At 59.6% G+C, this 22,526-nt stretch carries 22 protein-coding genes and 1 pseudogene; 7 read left to right on the top strand and 16 right to left on the bottom strand.

Annotated features, from left to right (window positions below; all coding sequences use genetic code 11):
* Positions 1-99: 99 nt before the first annotated feature.
* The 5 genes from WBG04_RS09350 to WBG04_RS09330 all read right to left on the bottom strand — a co-directional run bounded on the left by WBG04_RS09350 (position 100) and on the right by WBG04_RS09330 (position 4,923).
* The gene (locus WBG04_RS09350) at positions 100-699 is read right to left on the bottom strand and encodes a transposase (protein ID WP_424314147.1); all 600 of its coding nucleotides are present in this window, start codon (positions 697-699) and stop codon (positions 100-102) included.
* A 198-nt stretch (positions 700-897) separates the two neighbouring features.
* Positions 898-2,166, bottom strand: a complete 1,269-nt coding sequence (murA, locus tag WBG04_RS09345) for a UDP-N-acetylglucosamine 1-carboxyvinyltransferase (RefSeq protein WP_424314146.1) — start codon at positions 2,164-2,166, stop codon at positions 898-900.
* Between the two features lie 68 nt (positions 2,167-2,234).
* Entirely contained in the window at positions 2,235-3,071 is an 837-nt protein-coding gene (prmC, locus tag WBG04_RS09340; RefSeq protein ID WP_424314145.1) for a peptide chain release factor N(5)-glutamine methyltransferase, read from the bottom strand.
* Entirely contained in the window at positions 3,068-4,216 is a 1,149-nt protein-coding gene (locus tag WBG04_RS09335; RefSeq protein ID WP_424314144.1) for a M20 family metallopeptidase, read from the bottom strand. Before WBG04_RS09335 ends, prmC begins: the two co-directional genes overlap by 4 nt.
* Before the next feature lie 59 nt (positions 4,217-4,275).
* Positions 4,276-4,923 (bottom strand): YiiX/YebB-like N1pC/P60 family cysteine hydrolase, encoded by a 648-nt coding sequence (locus WBG04_RS09330; RefSeq protein ID WP_424314143.1) that lies wholly within the window; start codon positions 4,921-4,923, stop codon positions 4,276-4,278.
* 86 nt (positions 4,924-5,009) lie between these two features.
* Here WBG04_RS09330 and WBG04_RS09325 point away from each other — a divergent pair, with 86 nt between their 5' ends.
* The 7 genes and pseudogenes from WBG04_RS09325 (at position 5,010) to WBG04_RS09295 (ending at position 10,964) form a co-directional block, all read left to right on the top strand.
* Complete coding sequence (locus tag WBG04_RS09325) at positions 5,010-5,474, top strand: MauE/DoxX family redox-associated membrane protein (protein ID WP_424314142.1); 465 nt, start codon at positions 5,010-5,012, stop codon at positions 5,472-5,474.
* Positions 5,475-5,527: 53 nt separating this feature from the next.
* Positions 5,528-6,319: an orotidine-5'-phosphate decarboxylase gene (gene pyrF, locus WBG04_RS09320; protein ID WP_424314141.1), complete on the top strand. Its 792-nt coding sequence runs from the start codon at positions 5,528-5,530 to the stop codon at positions 6,317-6,319.
* A gap of 131 nt (positions 6,320-6,450) precedes the next feature.
* On the top strand, positions 6,451-7,257 hold the full coding sequence (locus WBG04_RS09315) for an MBL fold metallo-hydrolase (protein ID WP_424314140.1): 807 nt from the start codon (positions 6,451-6,453) through the stop codon (positions 7,255-7,257).
* An 18-nt stretch (positions 7,258-7,275) separates the two neighbouring features.
* Positions 7,276-7,392 (top strand): annotated as a pseudogene (locus WBG04_RS09310) (IS5/IS1182 family transposase); the annotation flags it as partial.
* A gap of 528 nt (positions 7,393-7,920) precedes the next feature.
* Positions 7,921-8,877, top strand: coding sequence for an arsenosugar biosynthesis radical SAM (seleno)protein ArsS (gene arsS, locus WBG04_RS09305; protein ID WP_424314139.1), 957 nt, complete (start codon positions 7,921-7,923; stop codon positions 8,875-8,877).
* A 33-nt stretch (positions 8,878-8,910) separates the two neighbouring features.
* Positions 8,911-9,672, top strand: a complete 762-nt coding sequence (locus tag WBG04_RS09300) for a DUF547 domain-containing protein (protein ID WP_424314138.1) — start codon at positions 8,911-8,913, stop codon at positions 9,670-9,672.
* A 32-nt stretch (positions 9,673-9,704) separates the two neighbouring features.
* Positions 9,705-10,964: a TIGR04283 family arsenosugar biosynthesis glycosyltransferase gene (locus tag WBG04_RS09295; RefSeq protein WP_424314137.1), complete on the top strand. Its 1,260-nt coding sequence runs from the start codon at positions 9,705-9,707 to the stop codon at positions 10,962-10,964.
* 42 nt (positions 10,965-11,006) lie between these two features.
* Here the strand turns inward: WBG04_RS09295 and WBG04_RS09290 are convergent, their stop codons facing one another.
* The 11 genes from WBG04_RS09290 to WBG04_RS09240 all read right to left on the bottom strand — a co-directional run bounded on the left by WBG04_RS09290 (position 11,007) and on the right by WBG04_RS09240 (position 22,526).
* A complete protein-coding gene (locus WBG04_RS09290) occupies positions 11,007-11,858 on the bottom strand; it encodes a 3-keto-disaccharide hydrolase (protein ID WP_424314136.1) in 852 nt (283 codons plus the stop codon).
* A gap of 18 nt (positions 11,859-11,876) precedes the next feature.
* Positions 11,877-12,680 (bottom strand): ABC transporter permease, encoded by an 804-nt coding sequence (locus tag WBG04_RS09285; RefSeq protein ID WP_424314135.1) that lies wholly within the window; start codon positions 12,678-12,680, stop codon positions 11,877-11,879.
* Positions 12,681-12,683: 3 nt separating this feature from the next.
* Positions 12,684-13,430 (bottom strand): ABC transporter ATP-binding protein, encoded by a 747-nt coding sequence (locus WBG04_RS09280; RefSeq protein WP_424314134.1) that lies wholly within the window; start codon positions 13,428-13,430, stop codon positions 12,684-12,686.
* A gap of 80 nt (positions 13,431-13,510) precedes the next feature.
* Positions 13,511-14,509: an NAD(P)H-dependent glycerol-3-phosphate dehydrogenase gene (locus WBG04_RS09275; protein WP_424314133.1), complete on the bottom strand. Its 999-nt coding sequence runs from the start codon at positions 14,507-14,509 to the stop codon at positions 13,511-13,513.
* 4 nt (positions 14,510-14,513) lie between these two features.
* Positions 14,514-15,233 (bottom strand): glycerol-3-phosphate 1-O-acyltransferase PlsY, encoded by a 720-nt coding sequence (plsY, locus tag WBG04_RS09270; protein ID WP_424314132.1) that lies wholly within the window; start codon positions 15,231-15,233, stop codon positions 14,514-14,516.
* Between the two features lie 51 nt (positions 15,234-15,284).
* Positions 15,285-15,932, bottom strand: a complete 648-nt coding sequence (locus WBG04_RS09265) for a peptidylprolyl isomerase (protein WP_424314131.1) — start codon at positions 15,930-15,932, stop codon at positions 15,285-15,287.
* Positions 15,933-15,946: 14 nt separating this feature from the next.
* Positions 15,947-16,537: a peptidylprolyl isomerase gene (locus WBG04_RS09260; RefSeq protein WP_424314130.1), complete on the bottom strand. Its 591-nt coding sequence runs from the start codon at positions 16,535-16,537 to the stop codon at positions 15,947-15,949.
* A 22-nt stretch (positions 16,538-16,559) separates the two neighbouring features.
* Positions 16,560-18,989: a hypothetical protein gene (locus WBG04_RS09255; RefSeq protein WP_424314129.1), complete on the bottom strand. Its 2,430-nt coding sequence runs from the start codon at positions 18,987-18,989 to the stop codon at positions 16,560-16,562.
* Positions 18,990-18,991: 2 nt separating this feature from the next.
* Positions 18,992-21,019 (bottom strand): vWA domain-containing protein, encoded by a 2,028-nt coding sequence (locus WBG04_RS09250; RefSeq protein WP_424314128.1) that lies wholly within the window; start codon positions 21,017-21,019, stop codon positions 18,992-18,994.
* Positions 21,016-22,017, bottom strand: coding sequence for a VWA domain-containing protein (locus tag WBG04_RS09245; RefSeq protein ID WP_424314127.1), 1,002 nt, complete (start codon positions 22,015-22,017; stop codon positions 21,016-21,018). The genes WBG04_RS09250 and WBG04_RS09245 overlap by 4 nt, the downstream gene beginning before the upstream one ends.
* Positions 22,014-22,526 (bottom strand): hypothetical protein, encoded by a 513-nt coding sequence (locus WBG04_RS09240; protein ID WP_424314126.1) that lies wholly within the window; start codon positions 22,524-22,526, stop codon positions 22,014-22,016. The genes WBG04_RS09245 and WBG04_RS09240 overlap by 4 nt, the downstream gene beginning before the upstream one ends.

Genomic DNA, 22,526 nt, shown 5'->3' with positions numbered 1-22,526 from the left:
AACTCGCCCGCCTGTGGGTGAGGTGGGTTGTGGGGTGAGGGCTTGGCAAGTTGTTTCGGCGCTCTGAGGCGAGGCGGGCGGCTTGCAAAGCCGCTTTCCTTAGTGGGGGCCCAGCCGATAAGATCCGGGGGATAGTGCTGCGGGGTTATTTTCGATGTAGCGCAGGACCCAGTCGAAATGCTTTTGACTGCGGATCAGACGATCATAGTAGTCGGCCATCCACAGCGGACCGCTACGGTTTTCACGTTTGTTGATTTCTCGTGCGGTGAAGCGTTTCCACGTGTGGACGAGATCGGGGAGTCGATGACACGCGAGAGGATGAAAGAGAAGATGGACGTGGTTCGGCATCACCACGTATCGAACGAGGCGATAGCGCTCGCCGTCGAAGTGTTCGAAGGCGTTGGCGACGATCTGGGCATTCTCTGGAGATTGCAGGAGGCAGGAGCCGTGACCTTGATCGAGCCAGCGATCAATCCGGTCGGTGAATCGCTGATGGTATTCCGCTTCGGTATTCTCGTCCCAAGGCTCGGGGTGGTGGGCGAACCATGTGGTGCGTTCCTCTTTCCAGCGGGCAAGGATCACTTGGGGAAGCGAGTCGGCGAGCCGGTAGGTGAGAAAAATCCACACCTTGTTTTGTTGCCAGTGGGGGAGGTTGTGGCGGTGCTTCTCGGTGTCCTGTTCTGGATTGAAGAAGGCCATGGTGGTGGCTTGTGAAGGTATTTCGGAGTTCTGAGGGGAAGCGGGCGGCTTGCAAAGCCACTCTACCGAATGAGGCGGCTCTGAGGAAAGCGAGTTTGGAACTCGCCCGCCTGTGGGTGAGGTGGGTTGTGGGGTGAGGGCTTGGCAAGTTGTTTCGGCGCTCTGAGGCGAGGCGGGCGGCTTGCAAAGCCGCTTTCCCTATTCCCTGACCCGCTCGACGTTGGCACCGAGGGCGAGGAGCTTTTCATCGATGTGCTCGTAGCCCCGGTCGATGTGGTAGAGCCGGTTGATCTCGGTGGTGCCCTTGGCTGTTAGAGCGGCGAGGACCAGTGCGGCGGAGGCGCGCAGGTCGCTGGCCATGACGGGAGCGGCACTGAGGCCTTCGACTCCCTTGATGATCGCCTTGCCATCGCTGAGGGTGATGTCGGCTCCCATGCGCTTGAGTTCGGCGCAGTGCATGAAGCGTTGCGGAAAGATGGTGTCAACAACGACGCTGGTGCCCGGCGTGGTGACAAAAAGCGCGGTCATCTGGGCCTGCATGTCGGTGGGATAGCCGGGGTAGGGTTCGGTGACGATTTCCGCGGGCATCGGGGTCTCTCCGCGGTGGACGGTGCAGACATCGCCCGAGTCGTTGAAGTGGACTTGATGGCCGGCCTTGCGCAGGGCACGGGTGATCGAGGCGAGATGGCCTTCGTTGACGCGACGCAGCGTCACGCCTTCGCCAGCGAGGGCGGCGGCGGCCATGAAGGTGCCGGCTTCGATGCGGTCGGGGATGACGTTGTGAACGCAGCCGTGAAGTTTTTCGACGCCTTCGATCGTGATTACCGGAGTGCCGGCACCGCTAACCTTGGCTCCCATGGCGTTGAGGAAATCGGCGAGATCGACGACTTCAGGTTCGCAGGCCGCTGAGGTGATGGTGGTGGTGCCCTCGGCGAGGGTCGCCGCCATCATCACGTTGTCGGTGCCGAGGACGGTGGGCCCGTTGTCGCCACAAAGGTCGATCGTTGCGCCCTTGAGGCCGTTGGGAGCGGAGAGAATCACGTTTCCGGCTTCCACTTCGGCCTTGGCCCCAAGGGCTTCAAGGCCACGGATGTGGAGGTCGATCGGCCGGTCACCGATGACGCAGCCACCGGGCAGAGCGACGACACAGCGGTGTTTGCGGGCGAGAAGGGGTCCCATCATGCAGACCGAGGCGCGCATGCGACGGACGATGTCGTAGGGCGCGGTGTCGGAAATTTCAGCCGCGTTGACTCGAACGGTGCCTGAGAAACGCTCCACGTCTGAGCCAAGTCCGGTCAGGATCTGGACCATGTAGTTGGTGTCCGAAACGTCGGGAACGCGGCGGATCACGCAGTCATCCTCGGTCAGGAGCGTGGCGGCAAGAATGGGGAGAGAGGCGTTTTTCGAACCGGAAATGGTGATCGTGCCGTGAATCGGAGTGCCGCCGTGAACGAGAAGTTTATCCATTGAATTGAAAGAGAATTGAAACGCCAAGACGCCAAGGGCGCCAAGGTCTGTTTAGAGAAATTTAAGCTTCAGGCTTTTCGTGCGATTGGGAAACGGGGGATGCCCGAGAGGTCCTTGAGTGTCAAGACGTCGGTGAGGGAAGCGGCACGAAGCAGCTTTTCCGTTTCGGTCGATTGATCATGGCCGATTTCCAAGGCGAGCCAGCCGCCGGGGGTGAGGCGTTTGGCGGCCTCCGGGATGAAGCGGCGGATCAGGTCCATGCCATCGGCTCCGCCGAAAAGCGCCAGAGCGGGGTCATGTCGGACCTCCGGGGCGAGTTCTTCGGCGTCGGGCACGTAGGGGAGATTGGCGACGATCAGGTCGAAAGGTGGTGCTTCCGGCAGATCCGAGAAGAGATCGCTCTGCACCATGGTGACAGTGATCCCGGTGAGCTCCGCGTTTTCCCGGGCCAAGGCAAGAGCCTCCGGTGAGACGTCGACCAAGGTGACATCCGCCTCGGGAAAGTCCGCTGCGAGCGACAGCCCAAGGACTCCGGAACCACAGCCCATGTCGAGAATGCGAGCGGAGGCCGGGAGGGTGACGTTCTTGGTCAGCCACTCGGCGAGTTCTTCGGTCTCGGGTCGGGGAATGAGTCCGCGTGCGTCGGTCTTGAACTCATGATTGCGGAAAAAGACGGTGCCTAACAGATGCTGGATCGGGATCCCTTCGCCTCGCTTCTTCAGGGCAGTCCGCAGGGGTTCGAGATGACAGTCGTCGATCGGATGATCAAAGCGCACATAGAGTTCCATGCGGGTGCAGTCGAGTTGGTGGGCGACGAGCATCTGCATGTTGCGTCGCGCATCTTCGATCCCGCGTTTTTCCAGGTAAGCGGTTCCCTTGTCGAGGATGTCGAGAACGGTGGTCATGAAGAAGTGCCGAGTGAGCAGTGATCAGTGAGCAGTGAAGAAACAAGAGAGGCGAAGAACGCGGCGCCTTCTTCGAGTTCCGCGATCTCGATGAACTCGTCCTTGGTATGGGCCTGATCGATCGAGCCGGGACCCATGCAGATGGATGGGATGCCGGCTTCTGACAAGTGGGAGGCGTCCGAGAACCACGGCGCGCCCACGGCTCGGGAATCCGGACGCACGGCTTGGATGCGCTGGATCCATGGGTTGTTAGAAGCTGTCTCCATCGGCGGTTTCTCCGCGGGTGCGGAGATTTCGATATCTCGACCTGCCAGGAATTTCTTAAGGAGCTGAAGGGCACCACCGGACTCTGTTAGAGAAGGGGTGATGCGGATGTCGACTTCCGCTTCGGCATGATCGGGGACGATGTTGGGTCGTGATCCACCCCGGAAGACACCGACATTCATGGTGGAACCGCCGAGGACAGGATGCGTGAAGCTGGCGAGCTTCGGGGCGAGGTCCTGTTGGAGATCGTCGATGGTTCGGGCGAGCTTGATGATGGCATTCTCGCCGCGTTCGGGTTGCGACGAATGCGCGGCCTTGCCTTTGGCTATCAGGGTTGCCCAGAGCGATCCCTTGGTGGTGTGAACGATGTCGAGTGAGGTGGGTTCCCCGACGATGGCGAATTGATAGTCCTTGCCATGCGTTGCTCCGAATTGGATGGAGCCCCATTGCGCGGACTCTTCTCCCATGAAGCCGACGAAGTCGATCGCGATGGGGGCGTTCTTCAAGGCCTCCGCGTTTTCCTTGAGTCCCCAAAGCATGGCCGCCATGGGACCCTTCGTATCTGAAGTGCCGCGACCCCAGATTTTGCCGTCGCGGATCTCGGCTGCGAAGGGATCGATGGTCATGCCGGCGACGCCGACGGTATCGAGGTGGGGTCCGAGCAGGATGCGGGGTCGCCCGTCGAGGGGCGCGAAGCGGGCGATCAGATTCGGGCGCCCGGGTTTGACCTGCTCAAGCGTGACATCGGCGCCGAGATCCCGGAGCCAGTTGGCGAGAAATTGGGCGATCTCCTGCTCGCCGGTCTGGTCGGTTCCCGGAGAGTTGTCGGGATTGACCGACGGGATTTGGACGAGCTGTTGGAGAAGTTCGGTGACGGGCACGCGGAGAGGGAAGCCGGAATACTGAAACTTTAAACCTCAAAAACCCTGGAGGCGCCTATCTAGCGCTTTTTCGAAAGCTTCGGCACCTCGATCAGCAGCGGAGATGCCGCGAGGTCGCCCGGGGAAACGGCGGGTTCTTCGAGAGGGAGCTTGTCGATGCCGCCGTATCGCTGGTCGATGATTTTGCGGACCTGGGGCCGATCAAGGTTGTAGCTCTTGAATGGGCGCTTTTCGCAAAGGTTCACACCAGCTTCGGCGTAAGCTTTCCAGACGAATTCAGAGCAGTAGAGTTTCTTGTCATCCCATTGAAATTGAACGTCGTATGGCAGCCCGGCTTGCTTGGCAGCCCAAGCGCGGCCTTTCGCTAAGGAAGCGGGATCGACCGGGTTTTTGAGGCGTTTGGCGTGGAAGGTTGAGGGCAGGCTGCGCTGGATGAAGCGCTCGAGGGGAGTCACTTGCACGGGCTGGATGGCTTCCATCACCATGAGTTTGCCATTCTGGACGAAAACCAGCCCGCAGTGCGTGTAGGGTGAATCGGTGGCCGCGCGAACGGCATCGCTTTGGGGACCGGCATTGCCTTGAAAGACGATGTCGCCCTCGCGCAGGTCGTATTGGGGGAAATCGGATTTCCTGAGGCTCGATCCCGCTGGGGCCACGACAGGAAAAAGGCTCAGAATCGCGACGAGGAGAAAGGACTGTCGGAGCATCCCGTCAAGCTAGTTGGAACGCGCGAAAGGTCCACTGGATTCGGCGCTTGGTTGGGCGGGAAAGTGCGGCTAGTTTTTGATTGAAAATGACTCCGAAAAGCTCATGGGATTATGCGATTCTCACCGTCCGAGTCGGGCTCGGGTTGTGGTTCTTCATTTTTGGCCTGAGCAAGGTGATTGAGGGCATTCCCAAATTTTCCCGGCAGGTGGCGGCGTTCGAGATCCTCAAGGATCCGTGGAATTTGCCTGTGGCGTATGTCGTGCCTTGGTTTGAGATTCTGGTGGGGCTGGGCCTGATCACCGGTTGGCTCGCGCGCGGGGCTTCGCGCGGTGCGCTGGGACTGACCTTGCTGTTCATCTTCGTGTCCGGTCAGGCCTGGGTGCTCGGGCTAAGCGCTGATTGCGGGTGTTTTGGCAAGTGGCTGACCCTCGACCATGGCCCAAAAATGGCGCTCCTCATTGGCCAGTTGGTGGCCGTGGCGCTGGTGATTGCCACGGAAAGCCGCGTGAACCGGAAGATTTTTGGCGGGTCGCAGATGCGGCTGCCGTGAACTTGGATCGATCACAGGTTGCCTGCCGGGAAAAGCCGCGTCACACTCCGACCATGCGCTACGCCGAACGTCTTCAAAAACGCATTGATGTCACCGGGTCCCGACTTTGTGTCGGGATCGATCCCCGGCCGGGAGATGACGGGATCGAGGCGGTGCCGGACTTCCTCCGAAAGCTGGTGGACGGGACCTGGGAGCAGGCTGCCGCCTTCAAGCCGAACATGGCCTACTTTGAGGCGATGGGTTTGCGGGGCATCGAGATTCTGGAAGAGCTGCTCGGGCGGATGCCGGAGGAGGTGCCGGTGATCCTTGATGCGAAGCGTAGCGACATTGGAGAGACGCAGAAATACTATGCCCATAGTTATTTCAAGCATTGGAAGGTGGATGCGGTGACGCTGAATCCCTTCCTTGGCTATGATTCGATCGAGCCCTTCCTCGGCTGGGAAGGGAAGGGGATCTACCTGCTTGCCGTGACCTCGAATCCGGGCTCGGCGGATTTTCAACGGCAATCGCTGGCGGACGGGCGCTCGGTTTTCGAACTGGTGACGGCGCTCGGTGAGCGGGCGAAGAGCGAGGGGAAGGCAACGGATGCCGGCTATGTGGTCGGACTGACCAATGCCAGTGGGGTGTTGGCGAAGATGCCTGACGCCCCGCTGCTCGTTCCGGGCCTGGGGGCACAGGGCGGTGATCTTGCCGACCTCGCTTCGGCCGGGCGGAGTGCTCCGGATGTCATCAATGTGTCGCGTGGGATATCGTACGCGGGCGATGATCGGAGTTTCTCTGTTAGGGCGAAAGATTGGGCATCGCGCATTTCGCAAGCCTACGAAGAAGCCGTCGCCACCCACTGAGGGTCTCTGCAACCATGGACCAAGGACCGATGGACGGTGAACGGGCCGAGGCTCGATACTCCGGTTTAAAACCCCAGAAAGGTTGGCCGCGGCGGAACTATAAGTTTTTCCGGCACCGGATCGTGCCGGGCATGTTCCGTCGGCCCGGTGGAGAAGAGCAATCTCCGATGCTGAATTCACCCGAGCCCGGCAAGGTCCGGGTGACATGGGTGGGTCATGCGGGATTCTACATTCAGTTCGCGGATCATGCCTTGATGGTCGATCCCAACTGGGCGAACTGGCACGGTTTCGTGCGTCGCCAGCGTCGTCCCGGCTTGCCATTGCGTGATATTCCGGAACTCGATCTGGTCTTGGTGACCCACGCCCACTTTGATCACCTTCATAAGCCGAGCCTCAAAGTGCTGCAAGCGCGCGAAGGTATTGTGGTACCGAGAGGCAGCGGTTCCTTGGTCAAGCGTCTCGGTTTTCCCAGCGTTCATGAAATGAAGATCTGGGACCGCGTTGAGTTTGATGAACTGCACATCACTCATACCCCGAGTCATCATTGGGGGGCTCGCTATCTTCACGACACGCATCGCGACTACGGCGGATACCTGATCGAGGCGGCCGGGAAGAGCGTTTTCCACTGCGGTGACAGCGCGTGGTTCGATGGTTTTGGTGAGATTGGTCGACGTCTGCCCGATATCGACGTCGCCTTGATGCCGATTGGAGCGTACGAGGCCCCGAGTGGACGGGATGTCCACATGAACCCGGAGGAAGCAGTTCGCGCCTTTGCCGAAATTGGTGCGAAGGTGATGATTCCGATGCACTACGGCACATTTCCGCTAGGAAACGAACCGCCTGAGGAGCCGGTGGACCGGTTGCTTCAGGAGGCGGACCGCCTCGGCATCAGCGAGCGGATTTTGATCCCGGAAGAGGGGGTGGGTATCGAGTGGTGAGACCGGGTGTTGGCATCAGAAAAGGCGAAAGCCCCGGTGCGTGCCTTCGTCGAACACCCCTCTCACATCCTCAACAAGCTCTTCAAGCAGCGGAAGACGCGCGATCGAGGATTGGCCAAGAACCACCACCAACTCCAAGTCATCCATCCTGGGGCTGGGCGACTTTGTGCTCGCAGCTCGGAAGCAGGCCTGAAAACAAGCAGGGAAAGACGGGCACTCAAAACGGCTGTCACGCGCTGCAAATTCTTCGCCCATCTGCCGGGGCGATCAAGCCGGGGAATCGCTAGCCTTTGGAACTTCCATTTTCAACCGCAGATGAACGCGGATGGACGCAGATCTCGGGAAATCCTGAATTTTAATCCCGAATCCGATGCCTCTTAGCCGGGAAATGGGTAAATCTCAAGAAAACAGCCCTTTTCAATCTGCGTTCATCGGCGTCCATCTGCGGATTCATTTCGATCCCTCCCCTAACTTGATCGCCCTGCGCCCATCTGCCGGGGCCACCGATGCATCCGCAGCAATGCAAAGAATCGTTGGGCCCGATTCCCATCAAAAAACGATCCGTGTCCGAACTTCCTCTTTGTTCAGCACTTTCTTAATGAAAAATTTCGGATTGTTCGGAATGTTCCTATGCTCCAGTGCTCCTAGATTGGCCGCTTATCGATGAACCTCTTTCAATCCAAACTGTCCGAGCACTCGACCCCTTTGAAGCGGGGGACCTTTGAAACGCTTCAGATCAACGTGGGTCGGAAGTGCAATCAGACCTGCACCCATTGCCATGTTGATGCCTCACCGTGGAGGACGGAGATGATGGACGAGGAGACGGCGGTGAAGGTCGGTGATTGGATCACCCGGCATCGACCGAAGATCGTGGACATTACCGGTGGCGCCCCGGAGATCAGCGAGTTCTTCCGGTTTTTTGTCGAGAGGGCGCGCTCGGTCGATGCTCATGTCATCGACCGCAACAACCTGACGATCATCGAGACCAGGACCCACGCCTACCTGCCCGAGTATCTGGCGGAGCATGAGGTTGAAGTGGTGGCCTCCTTGCCCTGCTATCTGGAAGACAATGTGGACAGCCAGCGCGGTGACGGAGTGTTTCAGAAAAGCATCAGTGCTCTCAAGAAACTGAATGCCGTCGGGTATGGAAGTCGGCTTCCTTTGACGCTCGTTTACAATCCCATCGGGGCAACATTGCCACCGGATCAGAAAGAGCTGGAGGAGGATTACAAGGTGGAGTTGCTGGCCCGGTATGGGGTGACTTTCAGCCGGCTGTTTACAATCACGAATCTGCCGATCGCCCGCTTCGCGACGGATCTTCGTGAGAAGGGGATGTTGGAGGAGTATATGGATCTTATTGTGGATGCTTTCAATCCCTCGACTGTGGACGGACTGATGTGTCGGAGCACGATCAACATCGGGTGGAAAGGGGAGGTTTTTGACTGCGACTTCAACCAGATGCTCAAGATGCAGCTACGGACCGACAAACCGCTTTTTTTATGGGATGTGACCCCTGAATCGCTTTCGGACGTCCCGATTCTGACGGGAAGCCATTGCTTTGGCTGCACGGCCGGAGCGGGAAGCAGTTGTACTGGCGCACTTGATGGTGCGCCCGCGTAGAGCCGGACTTTTTTGAATCCCAACAAGCAAACCATGAAGACGAACCCAATTTTCACCAAGATCGCCGTGGCCCTGACGCTGCTTTTTTCCTGCTCCTTGGCTGGAGCCTTCGATCAGAGCCATGCCGCTTTTGACAAGGTTCTGAAGAAGTATGTCTCGAACAAGAAGGTCGACTACGCTGGATTGAAGAACGATCAGGGCGCGTTGGTGGCCTATCTCGATACCTTGTCGAAGGTCCCCAAGTCGGAGTTCAAGAGTTGGAACGATCAGCAGGAGTTGGCTTTCCTGATTAATCTCTACAATGCGGCGACTTTGAAGTTGGTGATCGACTATTATCCGGTGAAGAGCATCAAGAAGATCGGAGGATTCAAGGGGCCGTGGAAGCAGCCTGTGGTGAAGGCCTTTGGGAAGACTTACACGCTGGATCAGATTGAGCACGAGATGATCCGCAAGGACTATGATGATCCGAGGGCCCACTTTGCCATCAACTGCGCATCGGAAGGCTGTCCGAGCCTGCGGAATGAAGTCTATCAGGCCGCCAGGCTCGACGCCCAGCTTCATCAGCAGGGGCTGATTTTCATGAATGACGCCTCCAAGAATCGCGTTGATTCATCCAAGGGTCGACTCTACCTGTCTCCGATCTATGACTGGTTCAAAGGAGACTTCGTCGCCAAATCAGGAAGTGTGGAAAAGTTCATCGCGCCCTTCCTTTCCGCATCCGAGCGTGAGGCGGTTCTGAGTGGTCGCTTGAAGGTGGTTTACACGGACTACGACTGGGAGCTGAATCAGAAGTGAAGTTGGCCGCGTCGAGACAGAAGCTGGTGGTAATGACCCGCATTCCGGAGGCCGGACGGAACAAGACGCGATTGATTCCTGCTTTTGGGGAAGAGGGGGCCGCCCGGATTCACGATCGCTTGGCGCGACATGCCATTGGTCGGGCATCGGCCTATGCTCTGCTTTCTCCGGATACCGAGCTCGAGGTTAGGGTCACGGGTGGAAGTACGATGCTTGCCCGAGATTGGCTGGGTGACGGGTGTTTCAAAATCCAGGGAGAGGGGGATCTGGGGGCGAGACTGGCTTCGGTTTGTCAGGAGGGATTTGAGGAGGGGGCGGGCAAGGTCGTGATTCTCGGGACGGATTGTCCGAGGCTTGACGAGAGTCGTCTGGCGGAGGCCTTTGAGGCATTGGACTCGAAGGACGTGGTTCTTGGTCCCGCGGCGGATGGTGGTTACTATCTAATTGGTGTAAAGGCGCTTGAGCCACGACTTTTTGAAGGGATCGCCTGGGGTGGGCCGAAGGTGCTGGCACAGACGCTTCAGCGAGTCGAGCGATGCGGCCTGTCCGTGGCGATATTGGGTGTGTTGCCGGATGTGGATGATCCCGAAGACCTCGTCGATGGAGAGGAAGCCATGGCGGTGGGGGCGAGAGTGAGCGTGATTATTCCAGCTTTGAATGAGGCAGCCTGGCTGAAGGCGACTTTGGAGCAACTCAATCGGGAGCAGCCTTGGCAGGTCCTTGTGGCTGATGGTGGAAGCAACGATGGGACTATCAAGATTGCCGAAGGCTGCGGGGCGACGGTCATTTCCGGCGCGAGGGGAAGAGGGGCGCAGATGAATCTTGCGGCGACCGCAGCGACTGGCGAGTTCCTCCTATTTCTCCACGCGGATACCCTGGCTCCTGCAAGCTACCAGGAAATCATTATCAGTGCTTTAAGGCGTCCGGGCGTGATTGCCGGGGCGTTTCAATTGGGGATTGGCGACGAGATTGATTCGTCGGGCCTGATTGAAGGCCTGGTGCGACTCCGTTGCCGACTTTTGACGAGTCCTTACGGCGACCAGGGGCTTTTCCTGCGCCGTTCGGTATTTGAGAAGCTGGGTGGATTTCCGGAGATCCCGGTGATGGAGGACCTGCGCATGGTGGAGCGGCTCAAGAAAGGGGGCGCCGTTGTCGTCGTGAAGGAATCGGTCACGACTTCAGGGCGGAGATGGAAGGCCTCTGGACTGGTGCGGACCTTCCTGCGGCATCAGTTGATGCTTCTCGCCTACTACGGGAAGCTGCCTCTTCGCTACATTGCGCGGATGCGGTGAACGAAGCGCGGCCAAGCGGTCAGCGTCGCCGAATCGCAGCCGTCAAGGTTTCACCAGCGGTGCGATCTCTTTTGGGAAAGCTTTGATCGGGCGGATCTTGATGTCCCGGTAGTAGACTTCGGCGGCTTCCGACTGGATCTGGATCTTGCCCTTGGTGAGCGGCTTGCCGCCAATCCTGCACTCGGTCAGGACCATGTTGACGACTCCATTGACCACGAAAACGGCGTCGTCGCCGAGGGTGTAGATTTCGATCTTGTTCCACTCGCCGTTCGGTTTGTCGGCATCGGTGCGGGCGTTGATGTAGGCACGGGTGCGCTTGGGTTCGCCATCAGGCGTATAAGTCATCCGTTTGTCGGGTGCCGGGGACGGCCCCACGCGGATCACGGCGCTGGCGCCGGCGAGTCCGATGAAGTCACCGCAGTCATGTTCCTGGATCTGGCATTCGAGTGAAGCCATCCAGACTTTCCAGAACTTGCCGTGGGGTCCGGTGGCGTGGACGAGCACGCCCGAATCGCGGCGGTCTTCGAGGCGGGGTTCCCACTTTTCCTCACCCCACTTCATTTCCAAGCTGAGGTGGTAGTCGCCGTATTCCTCCTTGGTACTGAGCCCTCCGTAGATCTCGCCGGTAATGCAAAGGATGGTTTCGCCGTTCTCCTGCTTGGTCGAGAAGACACCGAGGGGGTCCTTGCCGAGGCCGATCGGGGTGCCGCTGCGGCTGTCCTTGCTGGTCGACTTGCGAAACCCGGGAACATCGACGGATTCGTGAGGCACTCCCCTGAAAATGTCCCACTTGCTGAGGGACTCATCGAGAAGGGGCTTCCATCCTTCTTCGGCTGCCGGCAGCGCCATGATGGTGGAGAGAAGAAGCGGAAGCGGACGGAATAATTTCATCATGGTAAGGGTTGAACGGATTCAGGAAGTCGCGGCTTTCACCAAAAGCCCCCGTTTTCGTGCTAGGCCGAGCGTGTAGTTGAAGAGGATCCCGGCCGCGCCGAGATAGAGGACGTTCAGACCGGTGGCCAGAAGAAGACGGCTCGGTTGGAGGCCCTCACCGGCGAGGATTCCGCGCATCCCTTCGAAGACGTGGGCCGGCGGCATCGAGAGGGAAACCCATTGCATCCAGACGGGCAGCACCTCGACGCCGTAGAATACACAGGCGAAGGGCTGGATCATGAAGGGAACGGCCCAAGCGAGCGACTCGGCGGCGTGGCCATAGCGAAGGATCATCGAGATCGAGATGATGCCCAGCGCCCAACCGAACATCATCAGGTTTCCGTAGAAGGCAATCAGCGTCCACTCAAACTGGAAGAGGTTGAAGGAGTAGGCAAGCAGCGCGATCACGGCGAGGACGATGGCAGTGATTGCGACCCGCAGAAGTCCGACCGTGAAAGTGGCCGCGAGGTACTCGGTCATTCGGATCGGTGCGGCGAAGATGTTCAGGAGGTTTCTCGTCCAGACATCCTCGAGGAAGGAGATGGCGACGCCTTGCTGGGAGCGGAAAAGTGCGTCCCAGAGGATGATGGCTCCGATCAGGAAAGTGATGAACTGCGGGAAGCCTTCGCCACCGACCTGCTGCTGGAGGAAGACGGTGACAAAGCCCCAGACCAGCAACTGCACAATCGGCCAGAAAAAGAGCTCGAAAGCCCTGACGGGATTCCTGGTGAAAAGCAGCACCTGGCGGGTGACCAGAGCCTGGATGATCGAGGGGCGGAGCATGGCTCAGGTTGGCGACACGGAGAGTTCGTTGCGGGCGATTTTGATGAAGACCTCATCGAGGTCCTTGCCTTCGAATTGTGCGGTAATCTCATCTGCTGTTCCCGAGGCGAGGATCTTCCCTTCGTGCAGGAAAAGCACCCGGTCGCAGACTTCGTGGATGTCCCGCATGTTGTGGGAGGTGTAGAGGATTGCGGGATGGCGTTCCTTCTGGATCCGGCGGACGAGTTTGCGGACCTTGTCGGCGATGTCGGGGTCGAGCGACGCGGTTGGCTCGTCCAATAGAAGAAGCTGGGGGTCGTTGAGGAGTGCTTTGGCGAGATTGACGCGTGTCGATTCACCTGCGGACAACTGGCCGGTGATTTTTTCGGCGAGCCTGGAGATCTCCAGTAGTTCTAGTAGTTCGGAGACTTTCTGTTTCGGGTTCTTCACCGAGTAGAGCCGGGCGAAGATTTCCAGATTATGGCGGACCTTGAGGTTTCCGGGAAGCGTCGCGTAGGTGGTGCAGAAATTCGTTCGCTCAAGGATCGAGATCCGATGGTCGGCAAGGTCCTGACCGAAGGCCCGGATCGATCCGGAAGTCGGTGAGATCAAGCCGAGAATCATGTTCATCAGGGTGGTTTTTCCCGCACCATTGACCCCGAGCAGGCCGACGGTTTCACCCGCCTTTACCGTGAGGGAGACGCGATCAACCGCGACGAAGTCATCAAAGCGTTTCTCAATGGCATCGATTTCAAGCAATGGTGCATCCACGTGTGGAGCATCGGTCGCCAGACTGGCCCTGCAAGGTTTCTCTCGGTCGGAATCCAGCAGGTTGAATGCATGGTCGTAACTCAATCTTTCTCCGGTCGAGGATCGCGATTCAGGAGCTGGCTCAGGGCCCAGGCTGCCGGCATTTCCTGATAGAGGATGGCATGAACGGCGTCGATGATCGGAGTGCGGGCGTCGGCGGCGCGGGCCGCTTCGTAGATTGAAAGGGTGTTCGGGACCCCTTCGGCGACCATTCCCAATGAATTGACGGCATCTTCGAGGCTCTTGCCCTCACCGAGGGCCAGACCGACGCGATGATTTCGCGAGTGGGCCGAGAAGCAGGTGGCGATCAGGTCGCCGACTCCGGAGAGGCCGGCGAAAGTCTCCACACGACCTCCGAGCATGACTCCGAGGCGTGTCATTTCTGCAAGGGCCCGAGTGACGAGGGCGGAGATCGCGTTATCGCCAAGCTTTAGACCGGCGGCGATGCCTGCGGCAATGGCGTAGACGTTCTTGATTGCTCCGCCGAGTTCGATGCCGGCGAGGTCGTCGCTGGTGTAGCAGCGGAAGTGGGGGGTGGTGAAGAGGTCTTGAAGCTGGACGGCGAGGTCCTCATTGGTGCAGCCGATGACGGCGCAGGTGGCGAGGTTGCGGCCGATCTCTTCGGCGTGATTGGGGCCGGAAAGAACAGCGACCGGATTGCGGGGGAAGACCTCTTGGAGGATCACACTCATACGGTCCCCGGTGCCGCGTTCAATGCCCTTGGCGCAGGAAACGATGACGGTCTCCTCGGGAAGGCCGACGTCCGCGAGATCTGCGGCGGCCTGACGGGTGACCGACGTAGGAACGCAAAAGAGGATCACCGGATGGAGTGAGGCCTGCGTCATGCCGATTTCCGCGCGAACGGTCTCGGGGAGTTCGACGGCAGAGAGGTAATGGGGATTGCGATGCTTGAGGTTGATCGAATCCACGGTTGCCGGATCCCGGCCGATCATGACGACCTCCGGGAGGCGGGTGCCAATGAGGCTGGCGAGGGCGGTTCCGAATGATCCGGTTCCTAGAATGGCGGCGCTGGTGAACATGGATTCAGGATTTTGATTTGCGTTCGAAGCGGTGCTCGGTTCCGGCGCGAAGCCTTTCAAGGTTGCTGCGGTGCTTCCAGATGGCGAGGGCGGAGATAACGATGGTGAAGACCAGCAGGGGTTTGTTCCAAGTTCCATCGGCCAACTTTCCGTGGAACCACGAGCCGTAAAGGGTCAGCAGTGGAAGCGCCACGGCGGCGGCGATGCTGGCGACGGCGACGTAGCGGGTGATGAAGAAGGCGAGCAGCCAGATGATGATCAGAATGACCACCGCGGCGGGCATCAGGGCGATCAGGACACCGGCGGAGGTGGCAATGCCCTTGCCCCCCTTGAATCCGACCCAGGGTGAGAAATTGTGACCGAGGATGGCGAACAGACCGGTCAGGACCTGAAATGTCTGGGCTTTCCACTGATCGACAGCGGGGAGCACCGTGCCGTAGGACGTCAGGGCTTCGATCGCCATCGGGTTGGAATGAGGCTGACCGTCCGGGCTGGCGAAACGGATCAGGCTCAGGCCGATCATGGTCGGGACGAGGCCTTTGATGGCATCGAGGATCAGGCAGGTAATGCCGTATTTTTTTCCGACGACGCGCAGCACATTGGTGGCACCGATATTTCCAGAGCCATGAGCCCGGATGTCGATGCCCTTGAGCTTGGCGATGATCAACCCGAACGGAATGGATCCGAGGAGGAAGGCGATTAACGGACTGATCCAGAGCTGCATTCGGAGGCTGAGTTAGAGGAAAGAGGCGCTGCTGTCACCTGCCGATGAGCGCTATTTGGGGATTCGGCGGGCGGAAAGGATGGCAATCGGCTGGGTGGGCACGTCGGCGACCTCGCGGGATTCCGCTTCTCCGGTGTCCGGATTGAGCAGGGTCAGGGGCAGAATGGCGGTCTCAGTATTGGCAATCTGATCGACGGTTTCCATGCCGGAAGTCACCCGGCCGAAGACGGTGTATCCGTAGCCGTCGGGCTGGGGGTAGTTGAGCGCCATGTTGTCGTTGAGGTTGATGAAGAAGGCCGCGGTCGCGGAATGGGGATCAGGCTTGCGCATCATGGCGATGGTTCCTCGATCGTTCTTCAGACCATTTCGTGACTCGCTTCTAACAGGTTCTCCGCCTGGTTTCTCGACAAAGTCCTCGGCCACTTCGCCCGCTCCGATCATGTAGCCATCGATCACCAGGTGGAAGAGGGTGCCGTCGTAGTGGCCCTGGGTGACGTAGTTGAGAAAGTTGGCGACGGTGAGCGGGGCCATTTCCGGATCCAGTTCAATGATGATCTCACCGACACTGGTTGTGAGAAGGACTTGATTGCCGTAGTCCTGAGGGTCGACTTCAAGGGTCTTGCCGTTGTCGCCGGACTTCTCGGGTGAACAAGAAATCGCCGCCCCGATCAGGGCGGCGATGGTGAAGGTTCGGAGCATGAAGAAGGGGACGCTTACTTGTTGGCGTCGAGAATCTTGTTCCACTCGGCGAGTTGAGTCTTTTCCTCGGCAAAGAGCGCATCGGTGGAATCGAGAATCTCGATCGACTTGATCTTGTCGCCCATGGCAATCTGGTTGACGACGTCCTGTCCTTTGGTGACTTCGCCGAAGACCGAGTGCTTGCCGTCGAGGTGCGGCGTGGGTCCGTGGGTGATGAAGAACTGGGAGCCATTGGTTCCCGGTCCGGCATTTGCCATCGAGAAGATGCCGGCCTTGGAGTGCTTGAGGTCGGGACTGAATTCGTCGGCGAACTTGTAGCCCGGACCCCCGCGGCCCGTGCCGGTGGGATCTCCGCCCTGGATCATGAAGTCGGCGATCACGCGGTGGAAAGTAATGCCGTTGTAGTAGCCACGTTTGGCGAGATTGAGGAAGTTGGCGCAAGTGACGGGTGTCTTGGAAGCGAAGAGCGTGGCTTCGATCGTACCTTTGGTGGTATCGATCTTGATGCGGATGTCCTTCACAGGTGCGGGTTTGGCGGCTTCATTTTCCTCGGCGAGGGCGAGTGGAGCGATCAATGCGAGTGCGAGTGCGATTACTTTTTTCATGGTTGGATCTTGGGTTGAGGGTTCAGGCGCTGGATCCTTCGTCAGCATCCATTCTTATTTCAGGTACCTTTGGCGGCGAATCCGGGATGATCGTTTCAATGGCGCTATGGGGGACCCAGCCACGGGTGTCGTTCGAGAAGGCGACGTAGCTCCAGTCGCCGGTCTTGTTGAGGAGGCGGCAAAGGGATCCTGCAGGTGCTTCGATGACCAGCGTGGCGTTCCGCGCGGCATCGGTCCGGACTTCGGCCTTATCGCTGACGACGACCGCTTGTTCCTCGACGGGAGCAAAACGAGCGTCGTTCGGGTAGTAATACCAGCCTCCAAGTCCAGCGATGGTAATCAGGGGAGCGGTCACCAATCCTGAAATGGCGAAGATTCTCGAGCGGGCACCAGGTCGGGTGGCGGGGAAGACGAGCAGGGCGATCGCGACGATCCAGAGGCCGGCCCAAACGAGGCTCTGCCAGGTCTTCAGGGAGATTTTGGCGAGGACGTGTTGGTGATCAGGTCGCTTGATCACAATCGAGCCGAACTTGCGCTCGAAAAAACGGAGGTTCTGACGTGCTTCGGCATGGGTCTCATCGCGTTGGAGGGCCCGCCGCCAGTAGAGTGCGGCATCACCGGGAGAGCCGAGCCGGTAGGAGGCATTGCCGATATTGTAGAGGGTGTCGGCGGAAAGCCGGTCGAAAGGTCCCGACTCGAGCCAGAGGCGGGCGGCCTCCTGATAGCGTCCTTCTTCGTAGGCTTCCTGAGCGGATGTTTCCGGCTCGGCGGCCTGCAGTTCGCCTGCCCCGAGGAGTGATGCGAGCACGACGAGTGGCAGCGCCAGCTTTCGCAACTGCCGCAGCACTCGCTGTCTTTCCGAGCGTGGGATGGATTCATCCTGCACGTCTTTCTTGAAGCAGGTTTGATCGCGTTTGGCGAGTACCTCCCGGGGCAGGGGATCTTCGGATGTTCCCAGCCAGCGTTCAACAAAGTGACCGGCAGCACGATAAAAGCCGGGAACATCGTCAGGCGCTTTTTCCAGCAATTTCAGGTCATTCAGGCGAGCGAGTTCGTCTGGGTCTTTGCGCAACTGAGGCATCAGGCGGGTTTTAAAGATCACCAGCAGAAGAAAGAGGGCGAGTGCCGCTGGGATGCTCTGCCAAATCCATGAGGGGAGTCCCTTGCCTGCAGGAAGCAGCTTTGCCCCGGCCTGACTGATGCCGAGAATATCGGTCATGTTTTCCACCGGCATGGGAAGGGCAGGCGGTGCTGAACTTCCGAGGACGCTGGGGCCGGATGCCGGGATCACCGTCAGCGGAATGGGGTTGCTGAGGAGGGTGGCGTAGGTTTCCTGCTCGGGGTCGAAATAGACGAGGCGGAACGGGGGAATCTGGCTCTGCGGTCGGAGCGGCCTCATGAACTGGCGGAAGATCGTGTAGCCGGTGCTTGATCGACGATCATCTCGCTGCTGGGGGCTCGCGGGGTAGAGCCGCCAACCTTCATCATCGATCGGTTTGGGGACATTGAGCGTGTCCAGGTTTCCTTCACCGCGCACGAGAATATTGACGTTAACGGGATCGCCTTCGCGGACCTCGGGTTCGGAGGTGGTGACGCTCAGTTCGAAGCGTCCGATGGCATCCTCGAAGCCGTCGGGAGCGCCTGGAGGAAGCGCCCGCGAGTTGATCGGCAGCGCCGGGATGGTGAGGTTGACCGCCTCATAAACGCCCTGGGCACCGAACTGACCGAGTGATGTCTGCACGGTGATGAGCCGCAGGTTGGCCGGGCCGAGATTGACGGCGCCGGCACGGGTTGGAGCGAGCGTGCTGGGATAACTAACGGCATAGTAGCTGCGCCCGAGCAATTTGGCCCGACCGAGCGATGGGCGGGGTTCGAAGCGCCAGGCGGCCACGCCATCCCGCTCAAACTCGGGGATCCCCCAATCCTCCACGCGCTGCTCGTTGGGGATGTAGAGCTTGAGTTCCGTGGGGATGACTTCGTTGACGAAAGGTTCGTTGTCGATGGTGTGAAAGGCTGCCGAGTAGCGCATGGGTCGTCCACCCACGTTGACAGTCGACCACTCGATGTCCGACTCCTTGGCGACACGGATTTGGATGGGTTCGCTGCGCAGCGTTCCTTCGCTCAAATCGAGAATGGCCGCAGGAATGGTGTAGTCGCCCGGTTGATAGGTGCTGACCGTGTAGCGAAAGACATACTCGCGGCGTCGGCCGAGGCCGATTCTCGGCTCCGCCCCGAATCCGATGGGCGAGATGTTCAGTCCTGGAACTGGCTTGAGGACGAGTGCACCGCTGACATCCAAAGCGTCGGAAAGCACGTACTCCAGGACCGTTTGTTCCCCTTCGACAATGAAGCGGCTGCCAATCTCACCTCTCAGGGAGGCGGCATGAGCAGCGGAGATTCCGAGCCATAGGAAAATGGCGAGGAGCAGTGATGGGGTGTTGAAACGAAACATGATTACCAATCTTTGTCGGGTCTTCTGAAGCGAGTCCTTCCTGGGGAAAGAGCTCCTTTTTGAAGGTCGGCATTCTCATTGAGAATGCGCCGTGCCGCCTCCTCGGGGCTTTCGCCGGGTCGAGGCTCCTTTGAATCCGTGTCGCCGTCTTCGCCGGGACTTGGCTGATCGCCCTCGTTCTCTCCACCTTCCTCCTGATCGCCTTCTTCATCGCCAGAGCCTTCGCCATCCTCCTCACCTTCGCCCTCGCCAGGTTCGTCGCCTTCTTCGCCGCTTCCTTGAGAAGGGTCGCCCGACTGCTGGCCTTCGCCTTCCCCGGGACTCGGCACGGCCTGAATCTGCTGTGCGTTCTCGTCGACGTCCTTGAGAATCTCCTGGAGTTTTTTAAGATGGATGACGGTCAACTCGCGGTTGTGTTCGGCGGGCTGGAAAGCAACAGTTGAGTCGTAATGGTGGACCGCATCGATCCAGTCGGAGAGCAGGCGGTTGAAGCGGTCGGAGCTCTCACTCGTGCTGCCTTCGGGCGTCTCTTCCTTCATCCACTCGGAGAGTCGGTTCTTCACCATTTCCTCGAAAGCATCCAGGTCACTTTCGGGGGCGCGATTCTCATCGGTGCGATCGAGCAGCGCGTCCGAAAGGCGGTCGAAGGCATCGCCGTCTTCTGCGTTTTCGTTTTCCTCCGGCGGGGGGCCGGTTTCAGGGTAGGTGGGGCCGCCGGAAAGTCGGGCCCAACCAATTTCGAAAAGGGTGTTGCCGAGTCCGTGGTGGGCGGCGTTGCGCAGGGCGGTGTCGGAGCCACGCAGCGCCTCGCTGAAGGCCTTTCTCGCGGTCGACCAATCGCCCATGCGGTAGGCAGCATTTCCTTGTGCCAAGCGGTAACCGGAAGCTTCCTCCGTATCCGGTTCGGCATCGGCCAGGGCGCCAAAACGATCTCGGGCTTCTTCGTGCTGGCCGGTCGCCAGAGCGGCTTTGGCATCGTCGAGATCCCCCGCTTCAAGCGGGCTGGGGAGCAGGCAGAGCAGGGCAACCGTAGCGCCGATGCCCCTCCAGCGCGTCGCGGCCAGTGCGGCGCCGATCAGCAGGAGGATCGCGGGCAGGACGAACCATTGGTAGTATTCCGTGGTTACGATCCGCTCGCGACCCGCGATGCGGACCTTGTCGAGATCGGAGACGGCAGCTTGAACCATGGCGGGAATATCAGCCCCGGAAGTCGCAATGGCAAATCTTCCTCCCGTAACCGAGGCAACCCGCTCCAGAGGGGCAGGTTGAAGCCGACTGATGACTTCGTTCCCTTCCCGATCCCGGAAACGGCCGTCGGCGAACTGCTCGTCGGGCACGAAATCGCCCTGCTGGGTGCCGAATCCGATGGTGATCACTTCGATGCCGGCCAGGCGAGCCTCCTCGGCGATGTCTCCAATCTGGCCGACGTGCTCCTCGCCATCGCTCATCAGGATGAGAGCGTTCTGACGGGTTCCGGTTTTTTCAAGGGTCTCGATGGCCAACTTCAATCCCTCCTTGAGGTTGGAGCCACCGGTCGGGATCCAATCGGTGTCGAGCTGAGTGATGGTCTCGCGGACGGCCGCGTGGTCGGGCGTGAGGGGAGCGAAAAGAAAGGCTGAGCCCGCGAAGCCCACCACCCCGATGCGGTCATTGGGAAGGGCATCGAGAAGTTCGTAGGCGGCCGCCTTGGCCTGGGTGAGCCGGTCCGGTTTGATGTCCGCCACCTTCATGCTGCGCGAAAGATCGATGGCGAAAAGAATGTTCCGTCCGAGCACGCTCTCGGTGGTGGTTTCGCGGAGGCTTTGAGGCCGCGACAGCGCGATGATCAGCAGGGCTGCGGCAAGCAGCATGCAGGCAAAGGCAATCCAGCGGGGAATCGGACTCGAGCGCTTGAGCAGACGTGGCCGCAGTCTCTCGGAGACAAAGGCACCCCATTGCTTCTTTCGCAGCCGCGCGGTGAGGACCGCACCGGTCGCGATGACCGGCAGCAGCAGCAGCAGCAGCAGCCAGGCGGGATTGGCAATCGTCATGGCGCAGGCGGCGGGTTGAGGGCTAACAGCACGGCACCCAGCAGGGCAAATCCCGCCGCCGTCCCGGCGAACCAGGCAAACAGCTCACGATCCTCGCTCGTGGTCAGCGACTTGGCCTTCGATTTCTCGAGGCGGTCGATCGTCTTGAAGGTTCCTTGAAGCTCGGCCACGTTCTGCGCCCAGTAGCTTTCCGCTCCGGTGATCTCGGAGATTTTCCTCAGCGTCGGGAGGTCGAATTCCTGACGAGGAAAGCGCTGGATGCCGCGTGAAACCCGACCGTCCTTGGTCCCGATCGCAACCGTGTAAATCTTGATGCCCAACTTCTGGGAAAGTTCCGCCGCCTCGATCGGAGAGAGTTTTCCGGAGTTGGAGGCACCATCGGTGATCAGGACAACGATCTTGCTCTTCGCGTCGCGAGCGTTGAGCTTGTCCGCCGAAGCAGCGATCGCGGATCCGATCGCCGTGCCCTGTTCTTCGAGGATCTCCAATTCCACCTCGGCGAGTTTTCCAAGCAGCCAGTCGTGGTCGAGGGTGATGGGTCCCGAGATGTAGGGTTGACCGGAGTAGAGCACCAGGCCGATGCGGTCGTCGGGTCGGCCGACGATGAAATCATGCACCACCGCTTTGGCGGCATCCATTCGGCGCAGTGGTCGACCTTCCGGCGTGAAGAAATCGTCGATGCTCATCGAGAGCGAGACATCGAGCGCGACCACGATGTCGATGCCGCTGGCAGCCTTCGCCTGAAGCTCGGTCCGCCAGACAGGTCGGGCCATGGCGAGGATGGCGGGCACGAGCGATAGCAGCATCAAGGGCAGGCCGATGAAGAAGGCGGTTCTGCGGACCTTGGCACCAAGGCTGACGAGCACCGAGAGCGATGAGAAGGCAATGGCGGCTTCGGCACCGCGACCACGCCGCAGCAGCAACAGCAGCAGGCATGGCAGGAAGAGCAGCAGCCAGGCGGGTTTGGCGAACCGGAGATGTTCGAGAATGTCGCTCATGCTGGCCGGTGTTGGTGGATCTGTTGAAGAAGTTGGCGGCTTTCATCGGCGACTTCATCGCTTACTCCACTCGGAGACTTGCCGTACTTCAGCCGGGCGAGACGGCCGAAGCCGACGGAAACGCCGTTGCGAACCTCGATCGGGTAGTCGGTTAGAGCCTCGTGCCGGGCGAGAAATTCCTCGTGGGTTTCGAACAGGGAGGGGTCTCCGGTTGCCGTGGCGAGGTAGCGCCGAATGGCTGCTGAACATGAAGTCGCGACCTCCTGAATGGCGCTGTTACTGCGCGCCTGTTCGATCTTTCCAAGCGCGGATTGGTAGGCTTCTTCGGCGATGAGTGCCGGGTCCGCGCCTTGCGTTGCATCCTGTTTTCTGGAAAGGGTGCGGATCAGCAGCGCGAGACCGATGATGAGGACGGCAAGGATTACCCACGCCCACCAGGGCCATCCAGGGGACTGGATGAAAGGTTCGGCGGGAACCAGGTCCTGCAGCTTGAGTGTCTCGTCTTCCAT

The organism is Haloferula sp. (genome assembly GCF_049672945.1).
GTDB lineage: Bacteria > Verrucomicrobiota > Verrucomicrobiia > Verrucomicrobiales > Akkermansiaceae > Haloferula.
This window is presented reverse-complemented; position numbering and strand designations above follow the sequence as displayed.

Coding starts and splice junctions, on each gene's coding strand:
- WBG04_RS09350 (WP_424314147.1), bottom strand. CDS start 699: ATGGCCTTCTTCAATCCAGAACAGGACACCGAGAAGCACCGCCACAAC.
- murA (WP_424314146.1), bottom strand. CDS start 2,166: ATGGATAAACTTCTCGTTCACGGCGGCACTCCGATTCACGGCACGATC.
- prmC (WP_424314145.1), bottom strand. CDS start 3,071: ATGACCACCGTTCTCGACATCCTCGACAAGGGAACCGCTTACCTGGAA.
- WBG04_RS09330 (WP_424314143.1), bottom strand. CDS start 4,923: ATGCTCCGACAGTCCTTTCTCCTCGTCGCGATTCTGAGCCTTTTTCCT.
- WBG04_RS09325 (WP_424314142.1), top strand. CDS start 5,010: ATGACTCCGAAAAGCTCATGGGATTATGCGATTCTCACCGTCCGAGTC.
- pyrF (WP_424314141.1), top strand. CDS start 5,528: ATGCGCTACGCCGAACGTCTTCAAAAACGCATTGATGTCACCGGGTCC.
- WBG04_RS09315 (WP_424314140.1), top strand. CDS start 6,451: ATGTTCCGTCGGCCCGGTGGAGAAGAGCAATCTCCGATGCTGAATTCA.
- arsS (WP_424314139.1), top strand. CDS start 7,921: ATGAACCTCTTTCAATCCAAACTGTCCGAGCACTCGACCCCTTTGAAG.
- WBG04_RS09300 (WP_424314138.1), top strand. CDS start 8,911: ATGAAGACGAACCCAATTTTCACCAAGATCGCCGTGGCCCTGACGCTG.
- WBG04_RS09295 (WP_424314137.1), top strand. CDS start 9,705: ATGACCCGCATTCCGGAGGCCGGACGGAACAAGACGCGATTGATTCCT.
- WBG04_RS09290 (WP_424314136.1), bottom strand. CDS start 11,858: ATGATGAAATTATTCCGTCCGCTTCCGCTTCTTCTCTCCACCATCATG.
- WBG04_RS09285 (WP_424314135.1), bottom strand. CDS start 12,680: ATGCTCCGCCCCTCGATCATCCAGGCTCTGGTCACCCGCCAGGTGCTG.
- WBG04_RS09275 (WP_424314133.1), bottom strand. CDS start 14,509: ATGTTCACCAGCGCCGCCATTCTAGGAACCGGATCATTCGGAACCGCC.
- plsY (WP_424314132.1), bottom strand. CDS start 15,233: ATGCAGCTCTGGATCAGTCCGTTAATCGCCTTCCTCCTCGGATCCATT.
- WBG04_RS09265 (WP_424314131.1), bottom strand. CDS start 15,932: ATGCTCCGAACCTTCACCATCGCCGCCCTGATCGGGGCGGCGATTTCT.
- WBG04_RS09260 (WP_424314130.1), bottom strand. CDS start 16,537: ATGAAAAAAGTAATCGCACTCGCACTCGCATTGATCGCTCCACTCGCC.
- WBG04_RS09255 (WP_424314129.1), bottom strand. CDS start 18,989: ATGTTTCGTTTCAACACCCCATCACTGCTCCTCGCCATTTTCCTATGG.
- WBG04_RS09250 (WP_424314128.1), bottom strand. CDS start 21,019: ATGACGATTGCCAATCCCGCCTGGCTGCTGCTGCTGCTGCTGCTGCCG.
- WBG04_RS09245 (WP_424314127.1), bottom strand. CDS start 22,017: ATGAGCGACATTCTCGAACATCTCCGGTTCGCCAAACCCGCCTGGCTG.
- WBG04_RS09240 (WP_424314126.1), bottom strand. CDS start 22,526: ATGGAAGACGAGACACTCAAGCTGCAGGACCTGGTTCCCGCCGAACCT.